Origin of the sequence: Candidatus Pelagibacter sp. IMCC9063, from assembly GCF_000195085.1 — a bacterium.
Classification (GTDB): Bacteria; Pseudomonadota; Alphaproteobacteria; order Pelagibacterales; family Pelagibacteraceae; genus IMCC9063.
This window is the reverse complement of sequence record NC_015380.1, coordinates 1,029,371-1,052,598: the sequence shown is the minus strand read 5'-3', so window position 1 is coordinate 1,052,598 and position 23,228 is coordinate 1,029,371. Positions and strand designations below refer to the sequence as shown.

Genomic DNA, 23,228 nt, shown 5'->3' with positions numbered 1-23,228 from the left:
AAAATGCTTATTGTCAAATATTTGTTAATTTCAATTATTTAAAGAAGGCTCTTTTCCTATATTTTATCTATTAATTATAAAAATTTTAGAGACTGTAGGGATCTTTATTTTTCTATTTTTTGCATGAGACGCTTAATATTTTCTCTATGGGTGTAAATAGAAAAAATTAGAAAGAAAAAATTTAATAAAAAAATATTTTGATCATAAATAAAAAAAGATGCAGTCGTTACGATAAAATAAGCCACCAATGCTGACACGGAAGAGACCTTTAAAATTTTTGCAGTAAGTAACCAGCTAAAAATAAAGACCAAGAATAAAATTGGATTAATAAGCAAAATTACGCCCACGTATGTAGCGACACCTTTTCCTCCTTTAAATTTCAGCCACAAAGGAAAAATGTGCCCAAGATAAACAAATATTGCCGACGTATAAGAGTGTTCGTTAAAATATTTAAGAGTTAAAAAGACAGCAAGAGAGCCTTTTCCAACATCAAACAGCAAAGTTAAAAATGCAAGTTTTTTACTTCCCGTCCTAAGGGCGTTTGTCGCACCAATATTTCCAGATCCTATTTTTCTAATGTCTCCAAAACCTAAAATTTTTGAAAAAATTAAACCAAATGGAATACTGCCAAGAATATAAGAATAGATTGTAACTATAATTAAAGATTCCATTATTCAGAAAAAGCTAAATCACCATTTATGAAAGTCTTTTCAACTTTGCCTTGCAGCTTTCTATCTTCTATTGCAGTATTTTTTGATTTAGATTTTATATTTTCTTTTTTAAAGACCCAGGGTTTATTAAGGTCAAATACAGCAATGTCAGCTTCGCTACCAACAGACAAAGTGCCGTTCCTAATTCCTAAAATTTTTGCTGGATTAGATGTTAAATTCTTAATCAGTGTATTTAGATCGCAACTTCCATTATGAACCAACTCAAGACCTAATGATAACAAACTTTCAATTCCAGATGCTCCAGTAGTCGCTTGTTGAAATGTTAATCTTTTCGATTCTTCATCTTCTGGCTTGTGATCAGAAACAATAACATTTATCAATCCTTGCTTAACACCATCTATAAGTGCAAGTCGATCTTCCTCAGATCTTAATGGGGGAGAAAGTTTTAAAAAAGTTTTAAAATCTCCAATATCATTTTCATTAAGAGACAAATTATTTATAGAAACACCTACTGTAAATTTTAACCCACGATCTTTTGCATTTTTAATAATTTCTAATGATTTTTTTGAAGATATTAAAGCTATATGATATTTGGTATTGTAATTTTCTAAAAGTCTTAGATCTCTCTCGATTATTAACTGCTCTGCAGATTCTGGAATACTTTTAAGACCAAGCTTGGTCGCCTGTAAACTATCATTAATCATTCCATTTTCTGATAATTCATTATCTTGAGCAAATTGAATTATAAGTATGTCAGTGTTTTTTCCGTAGTTAAATATCTGATCCATAACTTTATTGCTTTGAATGGATTGGGTACCATCTGTAAATCCCCATGCACCTCTAAGTTTTAAAAGGCCAAATTCTGTCATGTCCAATCCTTTAGCCCCCTTAGTTAAGGTAGCCATTGGAAATATTTTGATGATTGATTTGTCTCTGGATCTTCTTTTAACAAAATCTAATGTTGAAACGTTATCTATTAACGGCAAGGTATTGGGCATGGTAGCGACTCCTGTTACGCCTCCAGAAACTGCAGCTTGACTTAGAGTCCTAAAATTTTCCTTGTATTCAAAACCTGGTTCACCGACAAAGACCCTCATATCTATTATTCCCGGTATCGACACTTTGTTTTTGCAATCATAAATCTCAGCATTCGAAACATTTTCTTTTGTAACCTTTTTTCCAATCGCTTCTATTTTTCCACTATCATTAATCAAAATTCCACCAATCTCATCTATATTATTTCTTGGATCTAAAATTCTTGTATTGATTATAGCTTTTTTTTTCATTGCTTAGCTTCCATTAAAATTTTAAGAACAGCCATTCGTACGGCAACTCCCATCTCAACTTGCTGTACTATGATGCTTCTATTGATGTCATCTGCTAGATTAGTATCAATTTCTATTCCTCTGTTCATAGGGCCTGGATGCATAATCAAAGCATCTGATTTTGCATTTTTAATTTTTTTATAATCAAGTGCAAAAAATTCATAATATTCTCTCGTAGAGGGCATGTAAGACCCATCCATTCTTTCGGTCTGCATTCTTAACATCATAATTATGTCACAACCCTCCAGACCCTCCTCCATATTAGTAAAAGATTTGACACCAAATCCCTCAATATATTTTGGCATTAAAGTTGAGGGGCCAATAACTCTAACCTCAGCACCAAGCATATTTAATAAATAAATATTAGATCTAGCTACTCTAGAGTGCAAAATATCTCCACAAATAGCTACACGGAGTCCTTCTATTTTTCCTTTTTTCATTCTAATTGTCATTGCATCCAATAAAGCTTGGGTGGGGTGTTCTCTACGACCGTCTCCAGCATTTATTACAGAGCAATTTACTTTTTGAGAAAGAAGGTTTGCAGCACCTGAGTCTTGATGTCTAATAACCAAAATATCAGGATGCATCGCATTCAAAGTCATAGCTGTGTCGATTAAAGTTTCTCCCTTTTTAATCGCTGACTGTGCAACATTCATATTCATAACATCAGCACCAAGTCTTTTTCCAGCTAATTCAAATGAGCTTAATGTTCTAGTGGAATTTTCAAAGAATAAGTTGATTTGAGTCTTTCCATTTAAAATCTTTAATTTTTTGTTTTCTTGTCTGTTGAGATCAACAAAAGCCAAAGATTCATCTAATATAAGATTAACTTCGGGAATGGATAAATATTGGATACCTAAAAGATGTGTGTGATTAAATTTAATAGCTTGAAGTTTGTTTGTTGCCATTAAAATCAGGTCTATAGGCTGATTTTCATGACTAAGCAAGTTATTTTTTTAAATAGTCTATAAAACCCTGCAATATAAAAGCTGCAGAATTTTCATCTAACTTATCCTTCTTTGAAGAGCTGTTTATTCCCAAATCTTGCATGCTTTTGAACGCACCAACACTGGAGAGTCTTTCGTCCCAAAGGGTAACAGGTAGGTGTGTATGCTTGATAATATTTTTTACAAAATCTTTGGTAGATTGAGATCTAGGACCTTCAGTACCATCCATATTAATCGGGTGTCCAACGACTATTCCCTTAATGTTATTTTCTATGATAATTTTATCAAGCTCCTCGAGGAGATTTTTTAATTTCTTAGCTTGAATAGTTTCGTAAGGCGTTGCAATTAAATGAGAAGGATCACAAATGGCTATACCCACATTTCTTTTTCCCGGATCAATGCCAAGCAAGCGAGAACCTTCTGTAATAAGTTTTGCAAAATCGGAATTCTCTAAAAGGTTGTAAGTTTTCATTAAAGTGTTATTTTAGATTAATTTTTCACTAAGTCTAATGACAATTAATAAAGAAGCAGTTAAGAAAATTTCCAAACTATCAAGGATAGCATCAAATGATGAATTTGAGACATCTATGATTAAGGATCTTAATACTATTTTAAAATTTGTTGATCAGCTAAACGAAGTAGATACAAAAGATATAGAGCCACTTTCTTCTGTTGTAGAGCAAAAACTTTTTCAAAGAGAAGATGTGGTAAAGAAAATGAATGAAAAAGAAGAGATTCTAAAAAATTCTCCACATAAAAACAAAAACTATTTTGTTGTACCGAAGGTAATCGAATAAGTATGAGTGAGATTACAAAGTTAACTTTAGTCGAGTTAACTAAAAAAATTAAATCTAAGGAACTTTCTGCATTAGAGACAGCAAATGCTTATGTCAGCAGAATAAAAAAATCAAAAAAATTAAATACTTTTGTTACAGAAACTTTAGACCAAGCCATAGCATCTGCTAAAAATATTGATGACAAAAATCTTAAAAGTGGAGTTTTAGCAGGAGCCCCAATTGCCGTGAAAGATCTGTTTTGTACAAAAAATGTCCAAACCACAGCATCTAGTAAAATTTTAAAAAACTTTATTCCTCCTTATGAGTCTACAGTTACTTCGAAACTATGGGATAGCGGTGCTATCCTTTTGGGAAAATTGAATTGCGATGAGTTTGCCATGGGCTCCTCTAATGAAACTAGCGCTTATGGTAATGTTATAAATCCTTATCAAAAAAATGGTGAACATTTAGTTCCTGGAGGATCTTCTGGTGGATGTTCTTCAGCTGTTTCAGCTAACTTGACATCTTCGACAGTAGGAACTGACACGGGTGGTTCTATTAGACAGCCAGCCTCCTTTACAGGAATTGTAGGTTTAAAACCAACTTATGGAAGATGTTCTCGCTGGGGGATCGTTGCATTTGCATCCTCACTAGACCAGGCCGGACCGATGACCAAAGACGTGTCTGACAGCGCTTTAATGTTGGATGTTATTTCTGGTTACGATGAAAAAGATTCAACTTCCGCAAACATTGAGAAAGGTGATTTTTTAAGTAGCTTAAATAAAAATATCAAAGGCCTAAAAGTAGGAATACCTAAAGAATATATTGTAGATAATATGCCAAAAGAAATACAAACTCTTTGGGACAAGGGCATTGAATGGATGAAAGAATCTGGTGCTATTATCAAAAATATTTCATTACCAAACACTAAGTATGCGCTGCCTACTTACTATATTGTAGCTCCTGCTGAAGCTTCTTCTAATTTAGCTAGATATGACGGTGTCAAATACGGGTTTAGAGCTCCAGGTAAAGATTTGATAGAAATGTATGAAAATACTAGAGCAGAAGGATTTGGAAATGAAGTCAAACGAAGAATTATGATTGGTACTTATGTTTTGTCTTCTGGTTATTATGATGCTTACTATTTAAAAGCCCAGCAAGTTAGAAGATTAATCAAAAATGATTTTGATTTAGCTTTTAAAGAAGTGGATACTATTCTGACACCAACAGCTCCCTCGTCTGCTTTTAAAATTGGGGACAAAACTAATGATCCTATATCCATGTATTTAAACGATGTGTTTACAGTACCTGTTAATTTGGCTGGATTACCTGCAATTTCAATACCAGCAGGATTTGACGAATTTGGATTGCCCCTAGGTTTGCAGCTAATTGGAAAGTCTTTTGATGAACAAACTATTTTAAATAGCGCTTATGCTTTGGAAGAAAAAATTTCCTTTAAGTCTAAAGTTATAGATTGGTGGATGTAAATAATGGATAAAAAATTTGATTATTTCTTAGAGGGAAAAACTGGAAAATGGGAAGTGGTCATTGGCTTGGAAGTTCATGCGCAGATCACATCAAATGCAAAGTTGTTTTCGAGCTCTTCAACAAAATTTGGATCCAATCCCAATTCACAAGTTAGTTTTGTCGATGCTGCAATGCCTGGTATGCTACCTGTTATTAATAAGTATTGTGTTGAGCAAGCAGTCAAAACTGGACTTGGTTTAAAGGCTACAATTAACAACTTTTCTAAATTCGACAGAAAAAATTATTTTTATGCAGACTTGCCTCAGGGTTACCAGATTTCACAATTTAAATTTCCAATTGTAGGAGAAGGTGAAATAGTTTTGGATATGCCCTATGGAACAAAAATCGCTGGAATAGAACGTCTTCACTTAGAACAAGATGCTGGAAAAAGTATTCACGATCAAGACCCCTCAAGTTCCTTTGTTGATTTAAATCGATCTGGAATAGCTTTAATGGAGATAGTGGGTAAACCCGATTTACGATCCCCAGATGAAGTTGCTCAATACGTTAAAAAATTAAGATCTATAATGAGATATTTAAACACGTGTGACGGCAATATGGATGAGGGTTCGCTAAGAGCAGATGTGAACGTCTCAGTCCGAAAAGTAGGCTCCAGTGACTTAGGTACTAGATGTGAGATTAAAAATGTTAACTCCATAAAGTTTATGCAACAGGCAATCGAATATGAGGCAAAAAGGCAAATAGAAATAATAGAAGAGGGTGGGACAATTAATCAACAAACAAGACTTTTTGATACCAAGAAAATTGAAACAAGATCGATGAGAAGCAAAGAAGATGCTCATGATTATAGGTATTTTCCAGATCCAGATTTGTTACCCTTAGTTTTAGAGCAAAGCTTTGTAGATAAAATAAAAAATTCACTACCAGAACTGCCTGATGAAAAAAAAATAAGATTGATGAATGATTTTGATCTCTCAAGCTATGATGCAAGTATTGTAGTGTCAGATCAGGATATTTCGCAATATTATGAAGAGGTTGCAAAAGATTCTGATTATAAATTAGCAGCAAACTGGATGATTGTAGAGTTGTTCGGTGTCTTGAATAAGGAAGGCAAAGAAATCAAAGATTCTCCAGTCTCAGCAAAAAATTTATCGAAACTAATTAACCTTATAAAAGACAATACAATTTCTGGAAAGATAGCAAAAACAGTTTTTGAGGAAATGGTAAAAAACAACGAAGATCCCGAAAAAATTGTTAATGAAAAGGGAATGAGGCAACAATCCGATCCTGAGGAATTGAAAAAAATTATTGATACTATCCTGAAAAACAACCAAGACAAAGTTGAACAATACAAAGCTGGGAAAGATAAGTTGTTTGGATTTTTTGTTGGAGAGGCAATGAAGAATACACAGGGAAAAGGAAACCCAAAATTAATTAACGATATTCTGAAAGAACAGCTTAAATAATTTGTGTTTAAAAATATTCATTCAAGCAAAGATTTAGAAAATTACTTATATCAAAATATAGAAGAGACGGCTGTACAAAAAGAGATGAGAGAATTTTCTTATAAAGAGTTTGGAGATATTGCAAATATGCAAATTAGTGCCCAGCAAGCTTCTTTTTTAAATTTTTTAATTAAGATTGGTAATTACAAACAAATTTTAGAGCTAGGAACTTTTATGGGTTATAGCACTCTTGCTATGGCTTTAGCTTTAGATAAAGAAGGAAAAATTTTTACAGTTGATAAAGACATGAAAACAACAAACTATGCAAAAAAATTTTGGGATAAGGCGAAAGTAACAAATCAAATTACAATGATTAATACTGATGCAATAGCAGCTTTGCAAAATTTCATTAAACAAAAATTACTATTTGATTTTATATTTATAGATGCTGACAAATCTGGATATAAAACTTATTTCGATAATTGTTTAGATTTAATTTCTGAAAATGGTCTAATTGTTTTTGATAATGTTTTATGGAAAGGTAAAGTTGCAGACCTTTCACTAAATGATAAAAAGACAGAAACAATAAGAGAGTTTAATAAATATATAAAAAATGATAATAGAGTAGATACAACAATGATTTCCATAGGCGATGGAATGACTTTATGCAAAAAGAAAAAAAATTCGATATTATAAGTTTCTATAAGTTTATCATTTTAGACGACTTAGAAAAACATCAACTAGCTATTAAAAAATTTCTAATCGATAAAGACCTTAAGGGAACTTTAATTTTATCACCGGAGGGGTTTAACGGAACAGTGTCAGGCGTTGCGGGCTTTGTAAAAGAATTTAATCAGTTTCTTTTTAAAAATTTTTCTTTCGACTCTTATGACTCAAGTAACCTATCAAGCTCTAGCAATATTCCATTTGACAGACCTGGGGTTAAAATAAAAAAAGAAGTAGTCCCAATTGAAAAAAATATTTTAAAAAGAAAAGGCAACCATGTAAGACCAGAAGATTGGAATGAATTTATCAAAAATGAAGATGTGGCTTTAATAGATATTAGAAAGCCATTTGAACATCACATTGGATCTTTTCAGGGCGCTATTAATCCAAACGTAAATAGTTTTAGAGAATTTAAAGGTTATTTTGATAGCTTAATTAAAAAAAATAATAAAAAACTTGCAATATTTTGTACGGGAGGAATTCGTTGCGAAAAGGCATCAGAATATTTAAAAGAAAAAGGGTTTGAGGAAGTTTACCAGCTAAAAGGAGGAATTTTGAATTATATTAATTCTGTAGAAGAAAAAAATAGCTTATGGAATGGAGAGTGTTTTGTCTTTGATAAAAGAGTTTCTGTTAAACACAAATCAATTCAAGGCTCTTATACAATATGCTATGCATGCAGAATACCAATTAATGATGAGGATAAAAAATCTACAAACTACAAGCAGGGGGTAAATTGCCCACATTGTTATAACAAAGTAACACCTGATCAAAAAAAACGTTTTGCCATGAGAGAATCTAACAAAAATAAGGAGAGAAAATAATGAAAGATCAAGTTCCTAATGTAAATTTTATTTATAGAATTGATGGAGAAAATATTAAGAAGACTACTAATGACATTTTTTTAAATAAAAAAATAGTTGTATTTGCTTTACCTGGTGCATTTACACCAACTTGTTCCGACTATCACCTACCTTCATATGAGGATAATTATGATAAAATTCAAAAATATGGAGTTGACGATATTTTTTGTTTAAGTGTAAATGATTCTTTCGTTCAGAATGTATGGAAAAAAAACTCCAACGTTAAAAAAGTTAATTTTATTCCTGATGGAAATGCAGACTTCACTAAAGAAATGAATATGTTAACTGACAGATCTGAGACTGGAATGGGAATGAGATCTTTTAGATACTCAATGTATGTAGATAATAAAAAAATAATAAAAATTTTTAAAGATGAAAATAGTAAATTTGATGTCAGTGATGCAGGTACGATGATTAATTTTTTAAAATCTTTAAATGATTAAAAAAAAAACGAACAGACCTTTAACAAAATCGGCAAACCCCGAACCCAAAGACACGACCTCTATTGATTGGATTATTTGGGCTGCGTGGGCAGATCGTATTACTTTTGAAGAAATAAAAGAAAAATCTAACAAGGTAGAGTCGGAGGTCATTAAGATAATGAGATCAAATCTCAGACCATCCTCTTTCAAACTTTGGAGAAAACGTGTTAATGAAAAGTCAATCAAACATAGAAAATTATTTGAGTACTCGAGAAAAAGTATTAAAAAATTTAATTTAAATGAAAAATATTAATTCTTTAATTGTATAACAAGCTTTGAATTTGGTTATTAATAGGTTTGTTTTCTAATATATATTTATAGACATGTATATTTTCAATTACTCTTTGGACATAATTTCTTGTTTCCTCAAATCTTATATGTTCTAAAAAATCAATTGTATCAATTTCATTTTTTCTAGGATCGCCATATTTTTTCAGCCATCTACTAACTCTATGGGGCCCAGCATTATATGCAGCTAAAGCTAAGTAGATATTATTACCAAAATTTTCATATAGCTGAGTAATATAGTAAGAACCTAATTTGACGTTGTAATATTCGTTGGTAGTTAATTTTTGAATACTGTATCCAAGTTTAGTTCTTTTTCCTAAAATTTTTCCTGTAGCTGGCATTATTTGCATTAATCCTCTTGCACCCACCCAGCTGTTAGCAGAGGCATCAAACTCACTTTCCTGCCTGATTAAAGCCAAGATATAAGGTGAATCTAAAATTTCTTTACCAGCTACTACCTTTGGAGTTTCAATCGTTGGGTAGTTTAACTCTAAAAGACTAATGCCTTCATAAGAGGCCTGTTTAGAAATTTGTATTGCATAATCGAATCGTTCAATCTGCTGAGATAAGGCGCCGGCCAAAATTCTTGATTCTAGCTTTGAATCTTCCCCTCCAAAATGCTTGATTATATCTTTAGCGTCTGAACTACGTTTTAACTCATATAAAAGTATTGCAGCTCTTGCCAACTCAGTTTTTAAAAATTTTTTATACTCCTGCTTATCTAGAGAGTATTGATTGCTAATTTTTATTTTTCCCGTACCAATCTTGCTAGCCGAAAGTTGACCATAAAAAGTTGCGTTAAACTCACTGGCAATTTTAAACCATTTGTTAGCTTCGTTTAAATTGTTAATTTTTTCATATCCTCTTCCTATCCAATAAGCCCCTCGAGATTTGCTTATAGGATACCCAACAGCATTATACATTTTTTTAAAATGCTCAATTGCTACTTCTGGCTTGTCTAAAAAACTCAATGCTAACCAGCCTAAATGCCACTCAGCTTTTGCTAAACTTGAAACTTCTAAAACGCCGTGATTATCCAATAGTTTGTAAGCATCAGCGTATTTCTTTTCATCAATTTTTTTTCTAGCAATAATAAATTTCTGCTCAAACCAACTCTCAGGTTTTATTAAAAGAGCCGGATCATTCTGATTTTTATTTATAATTTCTAATGCAGAGTCGTATCTGCCTCTTTTTCTTCTCCACTTCATCCTATTAAATTGCAAACCAATATCATTTGTAAAACGTGCAGGAACTTTTGATATTGCGCTGTCTACACCGTATGATCGGGTCATTAGTGCAAATCTAGCGTGATATAATTCTTTATATCCTTTTGGTAAATATCTTACGGTACGATTTAATTCCCAGTAGTCAGATTCCCACGCCATGTAGTCCGCTCTTTTAATAAAATCTTCTGAGGTTAGAAAATTCTTATATTTTTTCGATAAATAGCGAAGGTCAGATTTGCTTAGCTTTGCAGTAGTCAATCCTTCTTTTATAAAGGGAGCCCCTAAAGTTGTGTTACCTGATATTATATAAGCTTCTCCCAGTCTAATATAGCCATAACCACTGGAAGGCTTTTCATCTTTAAAAAAATCAATCACTTCAATAGCAGATAAATCTTTGTAGTTAATTTTGTGCTCAGCTAGATACCTTAAACGAGATATTCTTGGCCAATTTTGATTTTGATCAATAAATTTTTTATAGTCCCTAAATGTAGAATTGTTATTGCTTTCTTTTAAATACATCCAGGTGACTATTTTTAATAACAATCGGTCAGAAGATTTATTAGCTGTTTTAAATGCTGAATTCCAAGATTTTCGCTTCACATAGGCAAAAGTTTTTTTTGCTAAATTAAAATCTTTATCCTTTAATATAGTAGAGGACGTTTCCGAAAAACCTAACAACAAGGGCTTACTAGGTGGTATGAACCCACCAGCTAAAGAAGCGCTTGTATTGCTTAGATTTGTCTTTGCTGCCTTTAAGTTTTTTTTGTTTATTGTAGGTTTTTTAACAATATTATTTTTATTATTAAATTTACTAGGAGGCTTTAATTTTGTTTTTTCTTTTATATTAGAAACTGGTTCTGGTTTAATTTTTTTGTTATTAATCTGTGAATTGCTTTGACTTGTTTCAAATAAAGGTTTCTCTACTGGAGATATCAGTCCCGCTTCAGAATACTCAATCTGAAAATGTAATAAGATTGTAATTAGTACTGTAAGATTAAGATGCTTCATTAATAAGGTTAATAATTAACTCTTTTATGTTATATTTAAAATAATTATACTATAGGCAAACTATGTTCAAAGGTTCAATAACAGCAATGGTCACACCATTCAAAAATGGTGATTTAGATATTGAAAGTTTTGAAAAATTTGTAGAGTTTCAGATTTTAAACGGTTCAAATGGCTTAGTTCCAGGAGGAACTACAGGTGAGTCGCCAACTTTAGAGCACAATGAGCATAAGCAAATTATAGATTTAACTGTTAAAATTTCAAAAGGAAGAGTTCCCGTAATTGCTGGCACGGGTTCTAATTCGACCAAAGAAGCCATTGAGCTTACAAAATATGCAGAATTAGCAAATGCTGATGCGGCATTGGTTGTTACTCCTTATTATAACAAACCAACTCAAGAAGGTTTGTATCAGCACTACAAAGCTATAAATGATAGCGTAGGTATTCCTATTGTTATTTATAATATTCCAGGACGCTCAGTTGTAGATATGTCTGTGGAAACTATGGCACGGCTATATGAATTAAAGAACATTATTGGAGTGAAGGACGCAACTGGAAATCTTGATAGAGCTACAGAGCAAAGAAATCTTATGGGCAAAGATTTTTTGATGCTCAGCGGTAATGACGAAAATAGTTTTGAATTCAACAAAAGAGGAGGTTCTGGGTGCATTTCAGTCTCATCCAATGTAGCGCCAAAAATTTGTTCAGAATTTCATCGCTTGTCTCTTGCTGGTGAAGACGAAAGAGCCAAAAGACTTTTTGATCAATTGTTACCTTTGCATGAAGTTATGTTTGTTGAAAGTAATCCCGTTCCAGCAAAATATTCTTTAATGCTACTAGGGCTTATGACTGATGATGTCAGACTACCATTGGTAAAGGGCACTGAAGGTTCGAAGCAGCAAATCAAGCAAGTTTTGGCAGATTTGTCTATTATTTAAATGAGTGTAAAAAAAAAACCTGTAGACAACATTGTTTGTCAAAACAGAAAAGCTAGTTTTAATTTTTTTTTTGAAGAAATTGTTGAATCTGGAATTGAGCTGGTTGGACCCGAGGTAAAATCTCTAAGATCAGGCAAAGCCACTATTTCAGAATCGTATGCAACCGATCAAGAAGGAGAGATTTTTTTAATCAATTCATACATTCCTCAATATTTGCAATCTAGTTACAATAATCACGACCCCAAAAGGAATAGGAAACTTTTATTAAAAAAAAGAGAAATAAGTAAATTGATTGGAAAAATTAATAGAGATGGTTATAGCTTAGTTCCAACTAAAATTTATTTTAACAAAAAAGGAATAGCGAAAGTACAAATAGCTCTTGCTAAGGGTAAAAAAAATCACGATAAAAGGGAAACTAAAAAGAATAGAGACTGGGATAGAGAGAAGTCAAGAATTTTTAGAAAAACTAGCTAATGATTTATTTGGCATTCGGCTCCAATCTAAAATCAAAATTTGGGTGTTCCACCTTCGTTATTAATAAAGCTTACAGAGAGTTAGAAAAATTTGGAATTCGGATTCTAAGCAAGTCATCTTTTTATAAATCAAAAGCGTATCCAAACCCTAAGGATCCTGAATTTGTGAATTCAGTAATATTAGCGAATTCAGAAATTCATGCGACAAAGCTACTAAATATAATTTTAAAGATAGAAAAAAAATTCGGAAGGGTTAGATCTCTCAAAAATGCTCCAAGAACTATAGATATAGATATAATTGATTTTCGTTCTAAAAATATAAGTATTTTAAACAAAAAAGTAAATTTAACTATTCCTCACAATAGCTTGGAAAGCAGACTTTTTGTATTGAAGCCTCTGGCAGAAATAAACCCTTATTGGAAAAACCCTAGAACAGGAGTTATTATACCTTTTTTGATAAAAAAAATAAAATGTCTTAAAGACAATAAGATTACTAAGATATAATTTTTTGATATAGTTTGTAAAAATGCTTAATCAAAATCAGCTTATTGATAAAATAAAAAGCTACAATTCCTTTGTAGATGCTAATAAACTTAAGGATGCTTTTCTTTTTGCTGAACAGGCTCATATTAGTCAAAAAAGAGATTCTGGAGAACCTTATATAAATCACCCAGTGGAAGTTGCTAATATTTTAGCAGAACTTAAATTGGATGGACCCACAATCACTACAGCTTTATTGCACGACACTATAGAAGATACCGGTACTACTTTTGATGAAGTTAAAAAAAAATTTGGCAATGAAATTGCCGAATTAGTTGAAGGTGTTACAAAATTATCTAGATTGGAAAATAAAAATAGGGAATTTACTTTAGCTGAAAATTTTAGGAAATTAATTTTAGCCACCTCTAAAGACATCAGGGTCTTGTTGGTAAAGTTAGCAGATCGTCTCCACAACATGAGAACTATAGACGCTGTTCTTTCTGAAGAAAAAAAAAATAGAATTGCTAGGGAAACAATGGAAATTTATGCACCTTTAGCCAACCGTATAGGAATGCATAATGTTAGAGATGAGTTAGAAGACTTGTCTTTTAAAGTTTTGAACTCTGAAGCAAGAACTTTAATTTTAGATCGTTTAGAAAATGTTTACCCAAATACTCAAAGGCTATTCTCCGAAATTTCTGATGAAATTAATCTCTTATTTGAAAAAAATCAGATTAAAGCAAAAATTACTGGAAGGGAAAAATCATGTTTCTCTATATGGAAAAAAATACAATCTAAAAGAATTTCACTTGAGCAAATAACTGATATTATGGGCTTTAGAATCATATTGGACAATGTGGAGGACTGTTATAGGGCACTTGGTATTTTTCATCAAAATTGGAAAATGGTTCCAGGTAGATTTAAAGATTATATATCAACACCCAAATCTAACAATTACTCCTCATTGCACACGACAGTAATTGGTCCATCAAGCCAAAGAATGGAAATACAGATAAGAACCTCTGAAATGCATGATTTTGCAGATAGGGGTATTGCTTCTCATTGGATTTATAAAGTGAATGAAAAAGTAAGTGGAGATTCTTTAAAAAGTTACAACTGGTTAAAGGATTTGGTAGACCTTTTAGAAAGTGGAGAAAACCCGGAACATTATTTGGAGTACACGAAATTGCAACTTTTTCAAGATCAGGTTTTTTGTTTCACTCCCAAGGGCGCAGTTATAAGATTACCATCCAATGCAACCGTTATAGACTTTGCATATGCAGTCCATTCAGATGTTGGAGATAGCTGTATTGGTGTTAAAATTAACGGAAAAGAATATCCGCTTCAAACTACTTTGAACAATGGAGATGAAGTAGAAATATTAACATCTAAAAAAAAATCTCCCTCTTTACACTGGGCTTCTTTTGCCATTACCGGAAAGGCAAAAGCATCCATAAAAAAATATTGGCACGATAAGATGCCAGCGAATAAAGAAACTAAGATTCACAAGTCAAGCATTTGGGTGCTTTTAAGTCACAGAGCAGGTACTCTAGGAGAAATTTGTAGCTTGATAGGACAAAATAAGTGCAATATTTATAATGTTGAACTAGTTGATAAAAAGGAAGACTTCTTAAGTTTTATTTTTGATATTGAAATTAATAACTTAAAAGATTTTACAAATTTAATTTCTGAATTAAAAGCAAGATCATTAAATTTTAAGATAATACGAAATAGAAAGGCAAGCCGATTAAATGTTAACTGACAACGAAACAAAAGATCTTTTGAAGGAAACGGAAGCATTAATGGAAGGGCATTTTATTTTATCCTCAGGTTTGCATAGTGACAAATATGTTCAATGTGCAAAATTATTAATGCATCCTCAAAAAGCAGAAAAAATTTGCAAATCTTTAGCTGACAAAATTAAAAATTCAAAAATTGTTTTTGATATAGTGGTATCTCCTGCAATAGGAGGAATTTTAGCTGGCTACGAAGTGGCTAGACATTTGGCTGTACCAACCTTTTTTACTGAACGTGTGGATGGAAAATTTACTTTTAGGAGAGGATTTGAATTAGATAAATATAGAAATGTGCTAATTGTAGAAGACGTAATTACTACAGGAAAATCTAGCTTAGAGTGCGCTGCAACTATTCAAGAATTTGGTGGTGTAATAGCTGGTTACGCTTGTATTATTGACAGATCTGGAGATGAGCTATTAATAAAAGATAAAATAATTTCTCAAATTAAATTGGAAATACCATCCTTCGCCATAGATAATATGCCTGATAAATTAAAAAATATAAAACCTATCAAGCCAGGTAGTAGAGAAATCCTATAAATGAAATCAAAGTATAAACTTGGGGTTAATATTGACCATATCGCGACCTTAAGAAATGCAAGAGGTGAAAATTTTCCCTCTGTATTACAAGCAGCTAAGGTAGCAATTAATGCAGGGGCAGATTCTATCACGGTTCATTTAAGGGAAGATCAAAGACACATAAAATCTGATGATGTTATTACTCTAAAAAAAAATATTAAAAAACCACTTAATTTAGAAATGGCACTAACTAGAGAAATGCTTTCTTTTGCGATAAAAATAAAACCAAAGTACGTTTGTTTTGTTCCTGAAAAAAGAAATGAACTTACAACAGAAGGAGGGTTAAATCTATTTTACAATGTTTCTTTTCTAACAAAAGCTATTAAAAAATTAAAAAAAACAATATTAAAGTATCTTTATTTATAGATCCTAAAATCAAAAATGTAGAACAGGCCCTCAAATTAAATGCAGATAATATAGAACTACATACGGGAACTTTTTGCAATTTACTAAATAACAAAAATAAACAGAAGATGAATTTAGAATTTGAAAAAATAAAAAAAACTGCTGTATTTGCTAAAAAAAATAATTTAGGTGTTCATTGTGGGCATGGACTCAATTACTTATCAGCAAAGAAGTTTAAAAAAATTAAAGAAATTTTGGAATTTAATATTGGTCATTTTATTATTTCAGATTCTGTTTTTTTTGGCTTAACAAAAGTTATTAAAAATTTTACTAAAATTATTAAAAATTAAATGAAAATTTTAGGTGTGGGAACTGATATTGTAAATGTAAAAAGAATTGAAAGAATTGTTAAAAAAAATAAAAATTCTTTTTTAAAAAAAATTTTTACAGACAAGGAAATCAAAAAAATTCTTAGCTACAAAGCAGGCCAGGCATCAAAAATAGCATCTAGGTTTGCAGCAAAAGAAGCGCTATCCAAGTCTTTAGCAACAGGGATTGGTACTAATGTCTCTTTTTTGGATATCGAGGTTTTGAATAAGCCTTCTGGGGCACCTTATTTTAACATTGTAAAAAAGAATTTAAAAAAAACTACTTTCGAATTGAGCTTGTCAGATGACTATCCATGGGCTTTGGCTTTTGTTATAGCAATCAAGAAATGAATAAAAAAGGAATAATTGATAATATCAAAAGTATTTTTGTAGCTTTAATTCTTGCTGTGATCATTAGGTCATTTCTATTGCAGCCCTTCTTTATTCCCTCATCCTCTATGGAAAAAACTTTACTAGTAGGTGATAGGCTGTTTGTTACAAAATTTTCTTATGGATATAGCAGGCATTCTTTACCTTTTAGTCCAAAAATACTTTCAAATAGAATTTTTTTTACATCACCAGAACGTGGTGACATTATAGTTTTTAAGACTCCTACAGATAATAGAACAGACTATATCAAAAGATTAATAGGATTGCCAGGTGATACTGTACAATTAATAGATGGAAATTTATTTATTAACCAAAAAAAAATTAATAAAAAATTTATAAAAACAGCTTCCGTATATTGTGGAGATCAGAAATTCACTGTTAGTGAGTTTAAAGAGTCTGTTTCAACCGATGTTAGTTATAGCATTTTTTATAGCACCAAGAATTCAATGACCAATACTGATTTGTACAAAATACCTAGTGATCACTATTTTTTCATGGGTGACAATCGTGATTGTTCAAAAGATAGTCGATTTCTATCCAGTGTGGGCTATGTCCATAAAGATAATTTAGTTGGAAAAGCACAATTTTTATTTTTTTCTAATGACAGTGAAATAGGAAATTTATTCACACCATGGTTTTGGCATAAATCAATCAGATTTGAACGACTGTTCAAAAGATTAAATTAATGGATAAAAACTATTTAACGAAAGTAGAAAAAATTTTAAACATAAAATTTAAAAACACAAATTTTTTAGAAAAGGCCTTAACTCACAAAAGCATTACCAAAATATCTGCTTCTAACAATGAACGATTAGAATTTATAGGCGACCGTGTATTAGGCTTGGTAATAGCCACAAAATTATCAATTTTATATCCAGAAGATGTAGAAGGATCTTTAGATAAAAAATTAGCATCATTGGTCAATAAAGACACTTGTTCACAAATAATAGAAAAATTAAATTTGGGAAAATATATCTTGCTTAGTTCCTCTCAACAAAAAAATAAAATTGGTCACAAAAAAATATACGGAGACTTGTGTGAAAGTCTAATAGGCGCTGTTTATTTAGATAAGGGATTTTCCGAGGCTAATAAGTTCGTTTTATCACTGTGGAGGGAAAATTTAAAAAGATCTACTATTGTTGAAGTCGATTCAAAAACTCAACTACAAGAATATTCTTTAAAATTTTTCAAGGTGTTACCCATTTATAAAAACCTATCCAACAAAGGACCCTCGCACAAGCCTTCCTTTAAAATTTCAGTTAAAATAACTAATAGTAAACTGTGTACAGGAGAGGGAACCTCTAAAAAAAAGGCTGAACAGCTAGCTGCTTCTAAATTGTTAAAAACTTTAAATTTATGATTAAAAAATCTGGTTTCGTTGCAATTTCAGGACCGACGAATTCCGGGAAATCTACTTTATTGAACTCTATTTTTGAAAAAAAAGTTTCAATTGTCTCTCATAAAGTCCAAACTACATTAAAGTCCTTGGACGCTGTAAAAAATTACGGAGACACTCAAATTGTATTCATAGACACTCCTGGATATTACCAAAAAAAAAATGATGCAAATTTTATAAAAGATGTTCTTTCTAGCATAGAACGGTCAGATCTTTTACTGATCATTTTGGACATTACTTCTAGATTTGAGTATTTGGAGCAAATTGAAAAAATAGTTAAGAATTATAAAAAGAAAAAATTTTTAATTATTAATAAGATCGATCTTGTAAACAATGAGTATGTCTTAGAAAAGTTATCTACAATTAGTTTTATTAAAAATTTTGATGAAGTCTTTTATTTGTCTGCTTTAAAAAATAAAAATATTAAAAAGCTTTTGAACCATGTGTCTAAATCTTTGCCAACTCAAGAATGGATTTATAAAAAAAACAATTCAACCAATATTTCAAAAGAAAACTTCTTGGCAGAAATTACCAGAGAAGGTATTTTGAAGTACCTTAACCAGGAAATTCCCTACCAGGTTAGCATTGAGACAGAGAAATTAGTAAAATCTCAAAATTATACTATTCATCAAAAGATTACAGTTTCTACAATCAGTCATAAAAAAATAATTCTAGGCAAAAATGGTAGTGCCATAAAATCTATTGGCGTTTATGCCAGGATTGAGATGGAAAAGGTGTTAAAGGCTAAATGTAATTTATTTTTAAAAGTAGTACTTAAAAAAAGATAATGAACTGGAAAGACATCGGTTACCTATTAAAAATATCTAATTACTCAGAAAACTCCTCAATCGCAACTTTTGTCACCTGTGAGCATGGACTTCACAAGGGAGTTATATATGGAGCCACATCTAAAAAGAAAAAAAACTATCTACAAATTGGAAATAAGTTTTCTTTAAACTGGAAGTCAAAATCAGAAGATGCTCTTGGATATTATGACTTAGAGTTAAAAAATGCTGTTACAGCTAAATTTTTTGACGAGCCAATAAAGTTGAGTTTCATACAATCTCTTTCGGAGCTTTGCTGCAAAACTCTTGCTGAACGGTATGATTATTCAGAATTATTTGATTATACAGATTTCTTTATTAATAACATTTCAAAGGCTAACGCATTAAAATTATATATTTTGTGGGAAAAGGAGTTGCTAACAGCAATTGGTTTTGAACTAAATCCTGATAATAAAAATTTTAATTTCTACAAAAATAACTTGTCACAATGGATTTTAGAAATTGATAAGCAAAAGTTTTTATATCCTAACTTTTTAATTGACAGTAATAGCGTTTATGAAGATACAGATCTGTATGAGGGCTTGGTAATTAATAAATTTATTCTTAAACGTTTTGTATTTGAGCCAAACAGAATACGTTTCCCTGAAGTGAGAGAAAGAATTGAAAAGAAATTAAATGAAAAAAAATAAAAACAATATAACAGAAGAGCAGTTAAAAAATCAGTTTGCAAAAAAATATCTTGCATATGCCCTGTCTACAATTACCCAAAGAGCTCTTCCTGATGTTCGTGATGGCCTTAAACCTGTTCACAGAAGACTAATTTATGCAATGCACTTATTGGATCTAACTTCTAAATCTAGTTTTAAGAAATCTGCTAGAGTAGTGGGGGACGTCATTGGAAAATTTCATCCTCATGGAGACCAGTCGGTTTATGATGCTCTTGTAAGATTGGCTCAAGACTTTTCTACTAAATATCCTCTTATAAACGGACAGGGTAATTTTGGTAATATCGATGGCGATAATGCTGCTGCAATGAGATACACAGAGACCAAATTAACCGAAGTATCTGAATTTTTGCTGAAAGATATAGGATCTGAAACTGTTAATTTTAGAAAAACTTACGATGGTGAATTAAGCGAGCCGACAGTTTTGCCTGCAGCGTTCCCTAACTTATTGGCGAATGGATCATCTGGAATTGCCGTAGGAATGGCCACAAACATACCCCCTCACAATCTTGAAGAAATATGTTCATCAATTATTCACCTTAATAACCATAGAGACTGTTCTATTCGTGATTTGCTAAAAATACTAAAGGGACCAGATTTTCCGACAGGAGGTATATTAAATTTAGATCAAAAAGAAATGATCAAAACCTATACAACAGGACGAGGTTTTTTTGAGTTAAGAGCAAAATATAAAGTGGAAGACCTCAGCAAAGGTCAATATCAAGTATCGATTAGTCAAATTCCATACCAAGTAAACAAATCCAAACTTATTGAAAAAATTGCAGATCTAATAATCAATAAAAAAAACAAATTAATAGATAATGTAATAGATGAATCTGATGAGAATATCAGAGTTGTAATACGACCAAAAAATAGAAATATAGATCCCGTTGTTTTAATGAATAGTCTTTATCAGCAAACTGATCTTGAGATAAAATTTTTTCTTAATATGAACGTCCTGAATCACAAATTAGAACCGAAGGTCATGTCAATTAAAGAAATACTTTATAGTTTTTTAAAACACAGATATATAATTTTGGAAAAAAAATCAAAGTTTGCATTAAATAAAATCAATATAAGACTAGAAATTCTTAAAGGTTTTTTAATAGCATTTAAGAATCTTAATAACATTATTAAAATTATTCGAAATTCCAACAATCCAAAAGCTGAACTTGTAAAGAAATATAGATTTACAGAAAACCAAGTTAATGCAATTTTGGATATGAAATTAAGAAGCTTAAGAAAAATTGAAGAAAAAGAAATTAAAGAAGAAAACAGCAAGCTTCTTAATAAAAAAAAACTCCTAATGAAATTATTGTCATCTAAATCTCTTCAAAAAAAAGAGATTAATAAAGAAATGGAGGATCTAATACTTCAGTTTGGAAATAATTCAGCATATGGCTTGAGAAAAACTGTTATTGAAAAGTTTAATAGAATAGAATCTTCAGAATTAGATGAGGAATTAAAGTCAACCGATCCTATAACAGCAATTTTGTTAAAAACTGGATTTTTAAAAGCAAAAATTGGTTACTCAGTTTGCAAAGTTAATGCAGATTTTTCTGAAAATGAGCACTTGTATGTTAATGGAAGAAAATCAGATAAATTTATATTCCTGTCTTCTTTTGGAAAATCATACACGTTAGATGGTGAGAATTTGGTTTTTGGTTCTCAAAAAGGAAAACCTTTTTCTTCTTACTTTTCTCTTAAAGAAAATGAAGAAATTGTTGATTCTTTCTTGTACAAAAATAATGAAAAAATTTTACTATGTTCAAGCAATGGCTACGGCTTCTTTATCAATTCTGACAATTTAATATCTAATAAAAAAAGTGGTAAAAAAGTATTTAACATTAAGAAAAATGATTTTTTGCATTCTTCTGTCCAAATACACAAAGACCAAAAGTATATTTTCCTACTAACTAAAAACAAAAAAGAGAATAGAGCTTCAGTTATCAGCATGAAGGATATTCCTACACAAGAAAAAGGGGTGGGTATTATTCTTTTTAAAGGAAAAAAAGTCAGTTTATTTGCTTTATCTACCGTGAGTGCAAAATTCGAAATGCTTGATAATTATACAACACCAGTAAAAAAATCACTGAATTTAAAAAAGTTTTTAATACCACGGACAAAAAATGGTAAAATTATTAAGTATAATTTATTTTTTTCTAGCTTATTTAGAGGTTACGAAAATAACTTTAAATTAATATCATGAACAAGCAAAACTTAAGAAAATGCCTCTCTCTCTTTGCAACAGGTGTGACATCTATAATTTCTTTTAAAAAATTAACCTACACAGGTATTACAGTTAACTCTTTCAGTTCCGTTTCTTTGAACCCACCTCTGGTTATGTGGTGTATTGATAAAAAGTCATCATCATTAAAATCATTTCTTTCTTTAAAAAATAATTATAAAATAATTTTTTTAGCAAATAGTCAGAAAGCAATCTCCAATAAACTGGCAGGATCAGACAATATTTTTGGTAAAGTATTTTGTGATAAAATTGTAAAAAAATCCTTAGGATATCTCGACTGCGCTATATTCAAAAAATATGATGCAGGTGATCACTATATTATTGTCCATAAAGTTTTGAAATTTAAGATTTTTTCTAAAAAAAAACCTTTGATTTTCTTTGACAGCAAATATAAAGATTAAATATCTATAAATTTTTCAACTATCTCGTTTGCAAAATAAGTAACAATTGCACTGGCCCCAGCTCTTTTGAATGACACCATAGTTTCATATATAGCATCATCACCCATAATTTTATTTTGAATTGCATGTTTTATCATAGAATATTCGCCAGACACATTGTAAGCAATCACAGGTATTTTGTACTTTTCTTTAACTTTTGAAATTATATCTAGATAAGCCAACCCAGGCTTGATCATTACCATGTCTGCACCTTCAGATATATCAAGCAACACTTCTCGCAAAGATTCATCAGAATTGTGAAAATCCATTTGATAATTTTTTTTATCAGTTTTCAATTTAGCACTACTTGAGATCGCATTTCTAAAAGGTCCATAAAAATTTGAAGCAAATTTGGCAGCGTATGACAAAAGAATAGTGTTTGGAAAATTATTTTTTTCTAATGATTTTCGTATTTCTCCAATTCTTCCATCCATCATATCTGAAGGAGCAAGGATATCACATCCGGAGCTTGCTTGAATTAATGATTGTTCAATAAGTATTTTTACAGTTTCATCATTATCAATTACTTCATTTTTTATAACACCATCATGCCCATGCGATGTATACGGGTCAAGCGCAACGTCACAAATTATACCAACTTCATTTTTAAATTTTTTTTAATTTCCCTAACAGCTTGGCACACTAAGTTATTTTCATTCAGAGCCTCAGAGCCAATTTCATCTTTTTTATCATTTTCAATTTCTGGAAATAGCGCAATCGCAGGAATTTTATTTTTAATTGCTTGGGTAACAATTTTTTCTAAATTATCTATGCTGTATTTATACACGTCTGGCATCGAAGAAATTTCTTCTTTTTTGTTTATCCCTTCTTTGATAAAAATGGGGAGTATTAAATCACTACTTGATATCACATTTTCCTTAACTACATTTCTTGACCACTTGTGCATTCTTGTTCTTCTGAGTCTTGTTAATGGATACATATGTGAATTTTTATTAGATGTTTTAGTTTCAATAGTAAGATTAATATATACCAAATATTGTAGTAAATTGATCTTTCTAGTAT

At 31.0% G+C, this 23,228-nt stretch carries 24 protein-coding genes and 2 pseudogenes; 20 read left to right on the top strand and 6 right to left on the bottom strand.

Features of this window, described 5'->3' with window-relative positions; genetic code table 11:
- Positions 1–104: 104 nt before the first annotated feature.
- Genes plsY through ruvX form a run of 4 tightly spaced genes read right to left on the bottom strand, consistent with a single transcriptional unit; the run spans position 105 to position 3,415 of the window.
- Positions 105–671: a glycerol-3-phosphate 1-O-acyltransferase PlsY gene (gene plsY, locus SAR11G3_RS05590; RefSeq protein WP_013695828.1), complete on the bottom strand. Its 567-nt coding sequence runs from the start codon at positions 669–671 to the stop codon at positions 105–107.
- On the bottom strand, positions 671–1,957 hold the full coding sequence (gene pyrC, locus SAR11G3_RS05585; RefSeq protein ID WP_013695827.1) for a dihydroorotase: 1,287 nt from the start codon (positions 1,955–1,957) through the stop codon (positions 671–673). Before pyrC ends, plsY begins: the two co-directional genes overlap by 1 nt.
- Complete coding sequence (locus SAR11G3_RS05580) at positions 1,954–2,904, bottom strand: aspartate carbamoyltransferase catalytic subunit (protein WP_013695826.1); 951 nt, start codon at positions 2,902–2,904, stop codon at positions 1,954–1,956. The genes pyrC and SAR11G3_RS05580 overlap by 4 nt, the downstream gene beginning before the upstream one ends.
- 40 nt (positions 2,905–2,944) lie before the next feature.
- The gene (ruvX, locus tag SAR11G3_RS05575) at positions 2,945–3,415 is read right to left on the bottom strand and encodes a Holliday junction resolvase RuvX (RefSeq protein WP_013695825.1); all 471 of its coding nucleotides are present in this window, start codon (positions 3,413–3,415) and stop codon (positions 2,945–2,947) included.
- 37 nt (positions 3,416–3,452) lie between these two features.
- Between ruvX and gatC the strand changes: the two genes are divergently transcribed.
- The 7 genes from gatC to SAR11G3_RS05540 are packed head-to-tail and all read left to right on the top strand — an operon-like array spanning position 3,453 to position 8,976.
- Positions 3,453–3,740, top strand: coding sequence for an Asp-tRNA(Asn)/Glu-tRNA(Gln) amidotransferase subunit GatC (gene gatC / locus SAR11G3_RS05570; protein WP_013695824.1), 288 nt, complete (start codon positions 3,453–3,455; stop codon positions 3,738–3,740).
- Between the two features lie 2 nt (positions 3,741–3,742).
- The gene (gene gatA, locus SAR11G3_RS05565; protein WP_013695823.1) at positions 3,743–5,206 is read left to right on the top strand and encodes an Asp-tRNA(Asn)/Glu-tRNA(Gln) amidotransferase subunit GatA; all 1,464 of its coding nucleotides are present in this window, start codon (positions 3,743–3,745) and stop codon (positions 5,204–5,206) included.
- 3 nt (positions 5,207–5,209) lie between these two features.
- Complete coding sequence (gatB, locus tag SAR11G3_RS05560; protein WP_013695822.1) at positions 5,210–6,673, top strand: Asp-tRNA(Asn)/Glu-tRNA(Gln) amidotransferase subunit GatB; 1,464 nt, start codon at positions 5,210–5,212, stop codon at positions 6,671–6,673.
- A gap of 3 nt (positions 6,674–6,676) precedes the next feature.
- Positions 6,677–7,348: an O-methyltransferase gene (locus tag SAR11G3_RS05555; protein WP_013695821.1), complete on the top strand. Its 672-nt coding sequence runs from the start codon at positions 6,677–6,679 to the stop codon at positions 7,346–7,348.
- Entirely contained in the window at positions 7,318–8,202 is an 885-nt protein-coding gene (gene trhO, locus SAR11G3_RS05550; protein ID WP_013695820.1) for an oxygen-dependent tRNA uridine(34) hydroxylase TrhO, read from the top strand. Before SAR11G3_RS05555 ends, trhO begins: the two co-directional genes overlap by 31 nt.
- Positions 8,202–8,684 (top strand): peroxiredoxin, encoded by a 483-nt coding sequence (locus SAR11G3_RS05545; RefSeq protein WP_013695819.1) that lies wholly within the window; start codon positions 8,202–8,204, stop codon positions 8,682–8,684. The genes trhO and SAR11G3_RS05545 overlap by 1 nt, the downstream gene beginning before the upstream one ends.
- Positions 8,677–8,976, top strand: coding sequence for a TIGR03643 family protein (locus tag SAR11G3_RS05540; protein WP_013695818.1), 300 nt, complete (start codon positions 8,677–8,679; stop codon positions 8,974–8,976). Before SAR11G3_RS05545 ends, SAR11G3_RS05540 begins: the two co-directional genes overlap by 8 nt.
- Before the next feature lie 4 nt (positions 8,977–8,980).
- On the opposite strand, the gene SAR11G3_RS05535 is transcribed toward SAR11G3_RS05540, so the two are convergent.
- Complete coding sequence (locus SAR11G3_RS05535; protein WP_013695817.1) at positions 8,981–11,245, bottom strand: lytic transglycosylase domain-containing protein; 2,265 nt, start codon at positions 11,243–11,245, stop codon at positions 8,981–8,983.
- A gap of 62 nt (positions 11,246–11,307) precedes the next feature.
- Between SAR11G3_RS05535 and dapA the strand changes: the two genes are divergently transcribed.
- The 13 genes and pseudogenes from dapA (at position 11,308) to SAR11G3_RS05470 (ending at position 22,166) form a co-directional block, all read left to right on the top strand.
- Positions 11,308–12,180 carry a 4-hydroxy-tetrahydrodipicolinate synthase gene (gene dapA, locus SAR11G3_RS05530; RefSeq protein WP_013695816.1) on the top strand — a complete coding sequence of 291 codons (873 nt, stop codon included), beginning with the start codon at positions 11,308–11,310 and terminating at the stop codon, positions 12,178–12,180.
- On the top strand, positions 12,181–12,654 hold the full coding sequence (gene smpB / locus SAR11G3_RS05525; RefSeq protein ID WP_013695815.1) for an SsrA-binding protein SmpB: 474 nt from the start codon (positions 12,181–12,183) through the stop codon (positions 12,652–12,654). It begins immediately after the preceding gene.
- On the top strand, positions 12,654–13,157 hold the full coding sequence (folK, locus tag SAR11G3_RS05520) for a 2-amino-4-hydroxy-6-hydroxymethyldihydropteridine diphosphokinase (RefSeq protein WP_013695814.1): 504 nt from the start codon (positions 12,654–12,656) through the stop codon (positions 13,155–13,157). The genes smpB and folK overlap by 1 nt, the downstream gene beginning before the upstream one ends.
- Positions 13,158–13,179: 22 nt before the next feature.
- Positions 13,180–14,895, top strand: coding sequence for a bifunctional (p)ppGpp synthetase/guanosine-3',5'-bis(diphosphate) 3'-pyrophosphohydrolase (locus SAR11G3_RS05515; protein ID WP_013695813.1), 1,716 nt, complete (start codon positions 13,180–13,182; stop codon positions 14,893–14,895).
- Positions 14,885–15,469 (top strand): orotate phosphoribosyltransferase, encoded by a 585-nt coding sequence (gene pyrE / locus SAR11G3_RS05510; protein ID WP_013695812.1) that lies wholly within the window; start codon positions 14,885–14,887, stop codon positions 15,467–15,469. Before SAR11G3_RS05515 ends, pyrE begins: the two co-directional genes overlap by 11 nt.
- Positions 15,470–16,203: pseudogene (locus SAR11G3_RS07935) on the top strand (pyridoxine 5'-phosphate synthase).
- Positions 16,204–16,572, top strand: a complete 369-nt coding sequence (gene acpS, locus SAR11G3_RS05500; protein ID WP_013695809.1) for a holo-ACP synthase — start codon at positions 16,204–16,206, stop codon at positions 16,570–16,572.
- Positions 16,569–17,297 carry a signal peptidase I gene (gene lepB, locus SAR11G3_RS05495; protein WP_013695808.1) on the top strand — a complete coding sequence of 243 codons (729 nt, stop codon included), beginning with the start codon at positions 16,569–16,571 and terminating at the stop codon, positions 17,295–17,297. The genes acpS and lepB overlap by 4 nt, the downstream gene beginning before the upstream one ends.
- A complete protein-coding gene (gene rnc / locus SAR11G3_RS05490; protein ID WP_013695807.1) occupies positions 17,297–17,971 on the top strand; it encodes a ribonuclease III in 675 nt (224 codons plus the stop codon). The genes lepB and rnc overlap by 1 nt, the downstream gene beginning before the upstream one ends.
- Positions 17,968–18,795: a GTPase Era gene (era, locus tag SAR11G3_RS05485; protein ID WP_013695806.1), complete on the top strand. Its 828-nt coding sequence runs from the start codon at positions 17,968–17,970 to the stop codon at positions 18,793–18,795. The genes rnc and era overlap by 4 nt, the downstream gene beginning before the upstream one ends.
- Positions 18,795–19,481 (top strand): DNA repair protein RecO, encoded by a 687-nt coding sequence (gene recO / locus SAR11G3_RS05480; RefSeq protein WP_013695805.1) that lies wholly within the window; start codon positions 18,795–18,797, stop codon positions 19,479–19,481. Before era ends, recO begins: the two co-directional genes overlap by 1 nt.
- Positions 19,468–21,726 carry a DNA topoisomerase IV subunit A gene (gene parC, locus SAR11G3_RS05475; protein WP_013695804.1) on the top strand — a complete coding sequence of 753 codons (2,259 nt, stop codon included), beginning with the start codon at positions 19,468–19,470 and terminating at the stop codon, positions 21,724–21,726. The genes recO and parC overlap by 14 nt, the downstream gene beginning before the upstream one ends.
- Entirely contained in the window at positions 21,723–22,166 is a 444-nt protein-coding gene (locus SAR11G3_RS05470; protein ID WP_013695803.1) for a flavin reductase family protein, read from the top strand. The genes parC and SAR11G3_RS05470 overlap by 4 nt, the downstream gene beginning before the upstream one ends.
- On the opposite strand, the pseudogene hemB reads toward SAR11G3_RS05470, so the two are convergent.
- Positions 22,163–23,145, bottom strand: a pseudogene (gene hemB, locus SAR11G3_RS07930) (porphobilinogen synthase). The gene SAR11G3_RS05470 and the pseudogene hemB overlap by 4 nt on opposite strands.
- Positions 23,146–23,228: the final 83 nt, after the last annotated feature.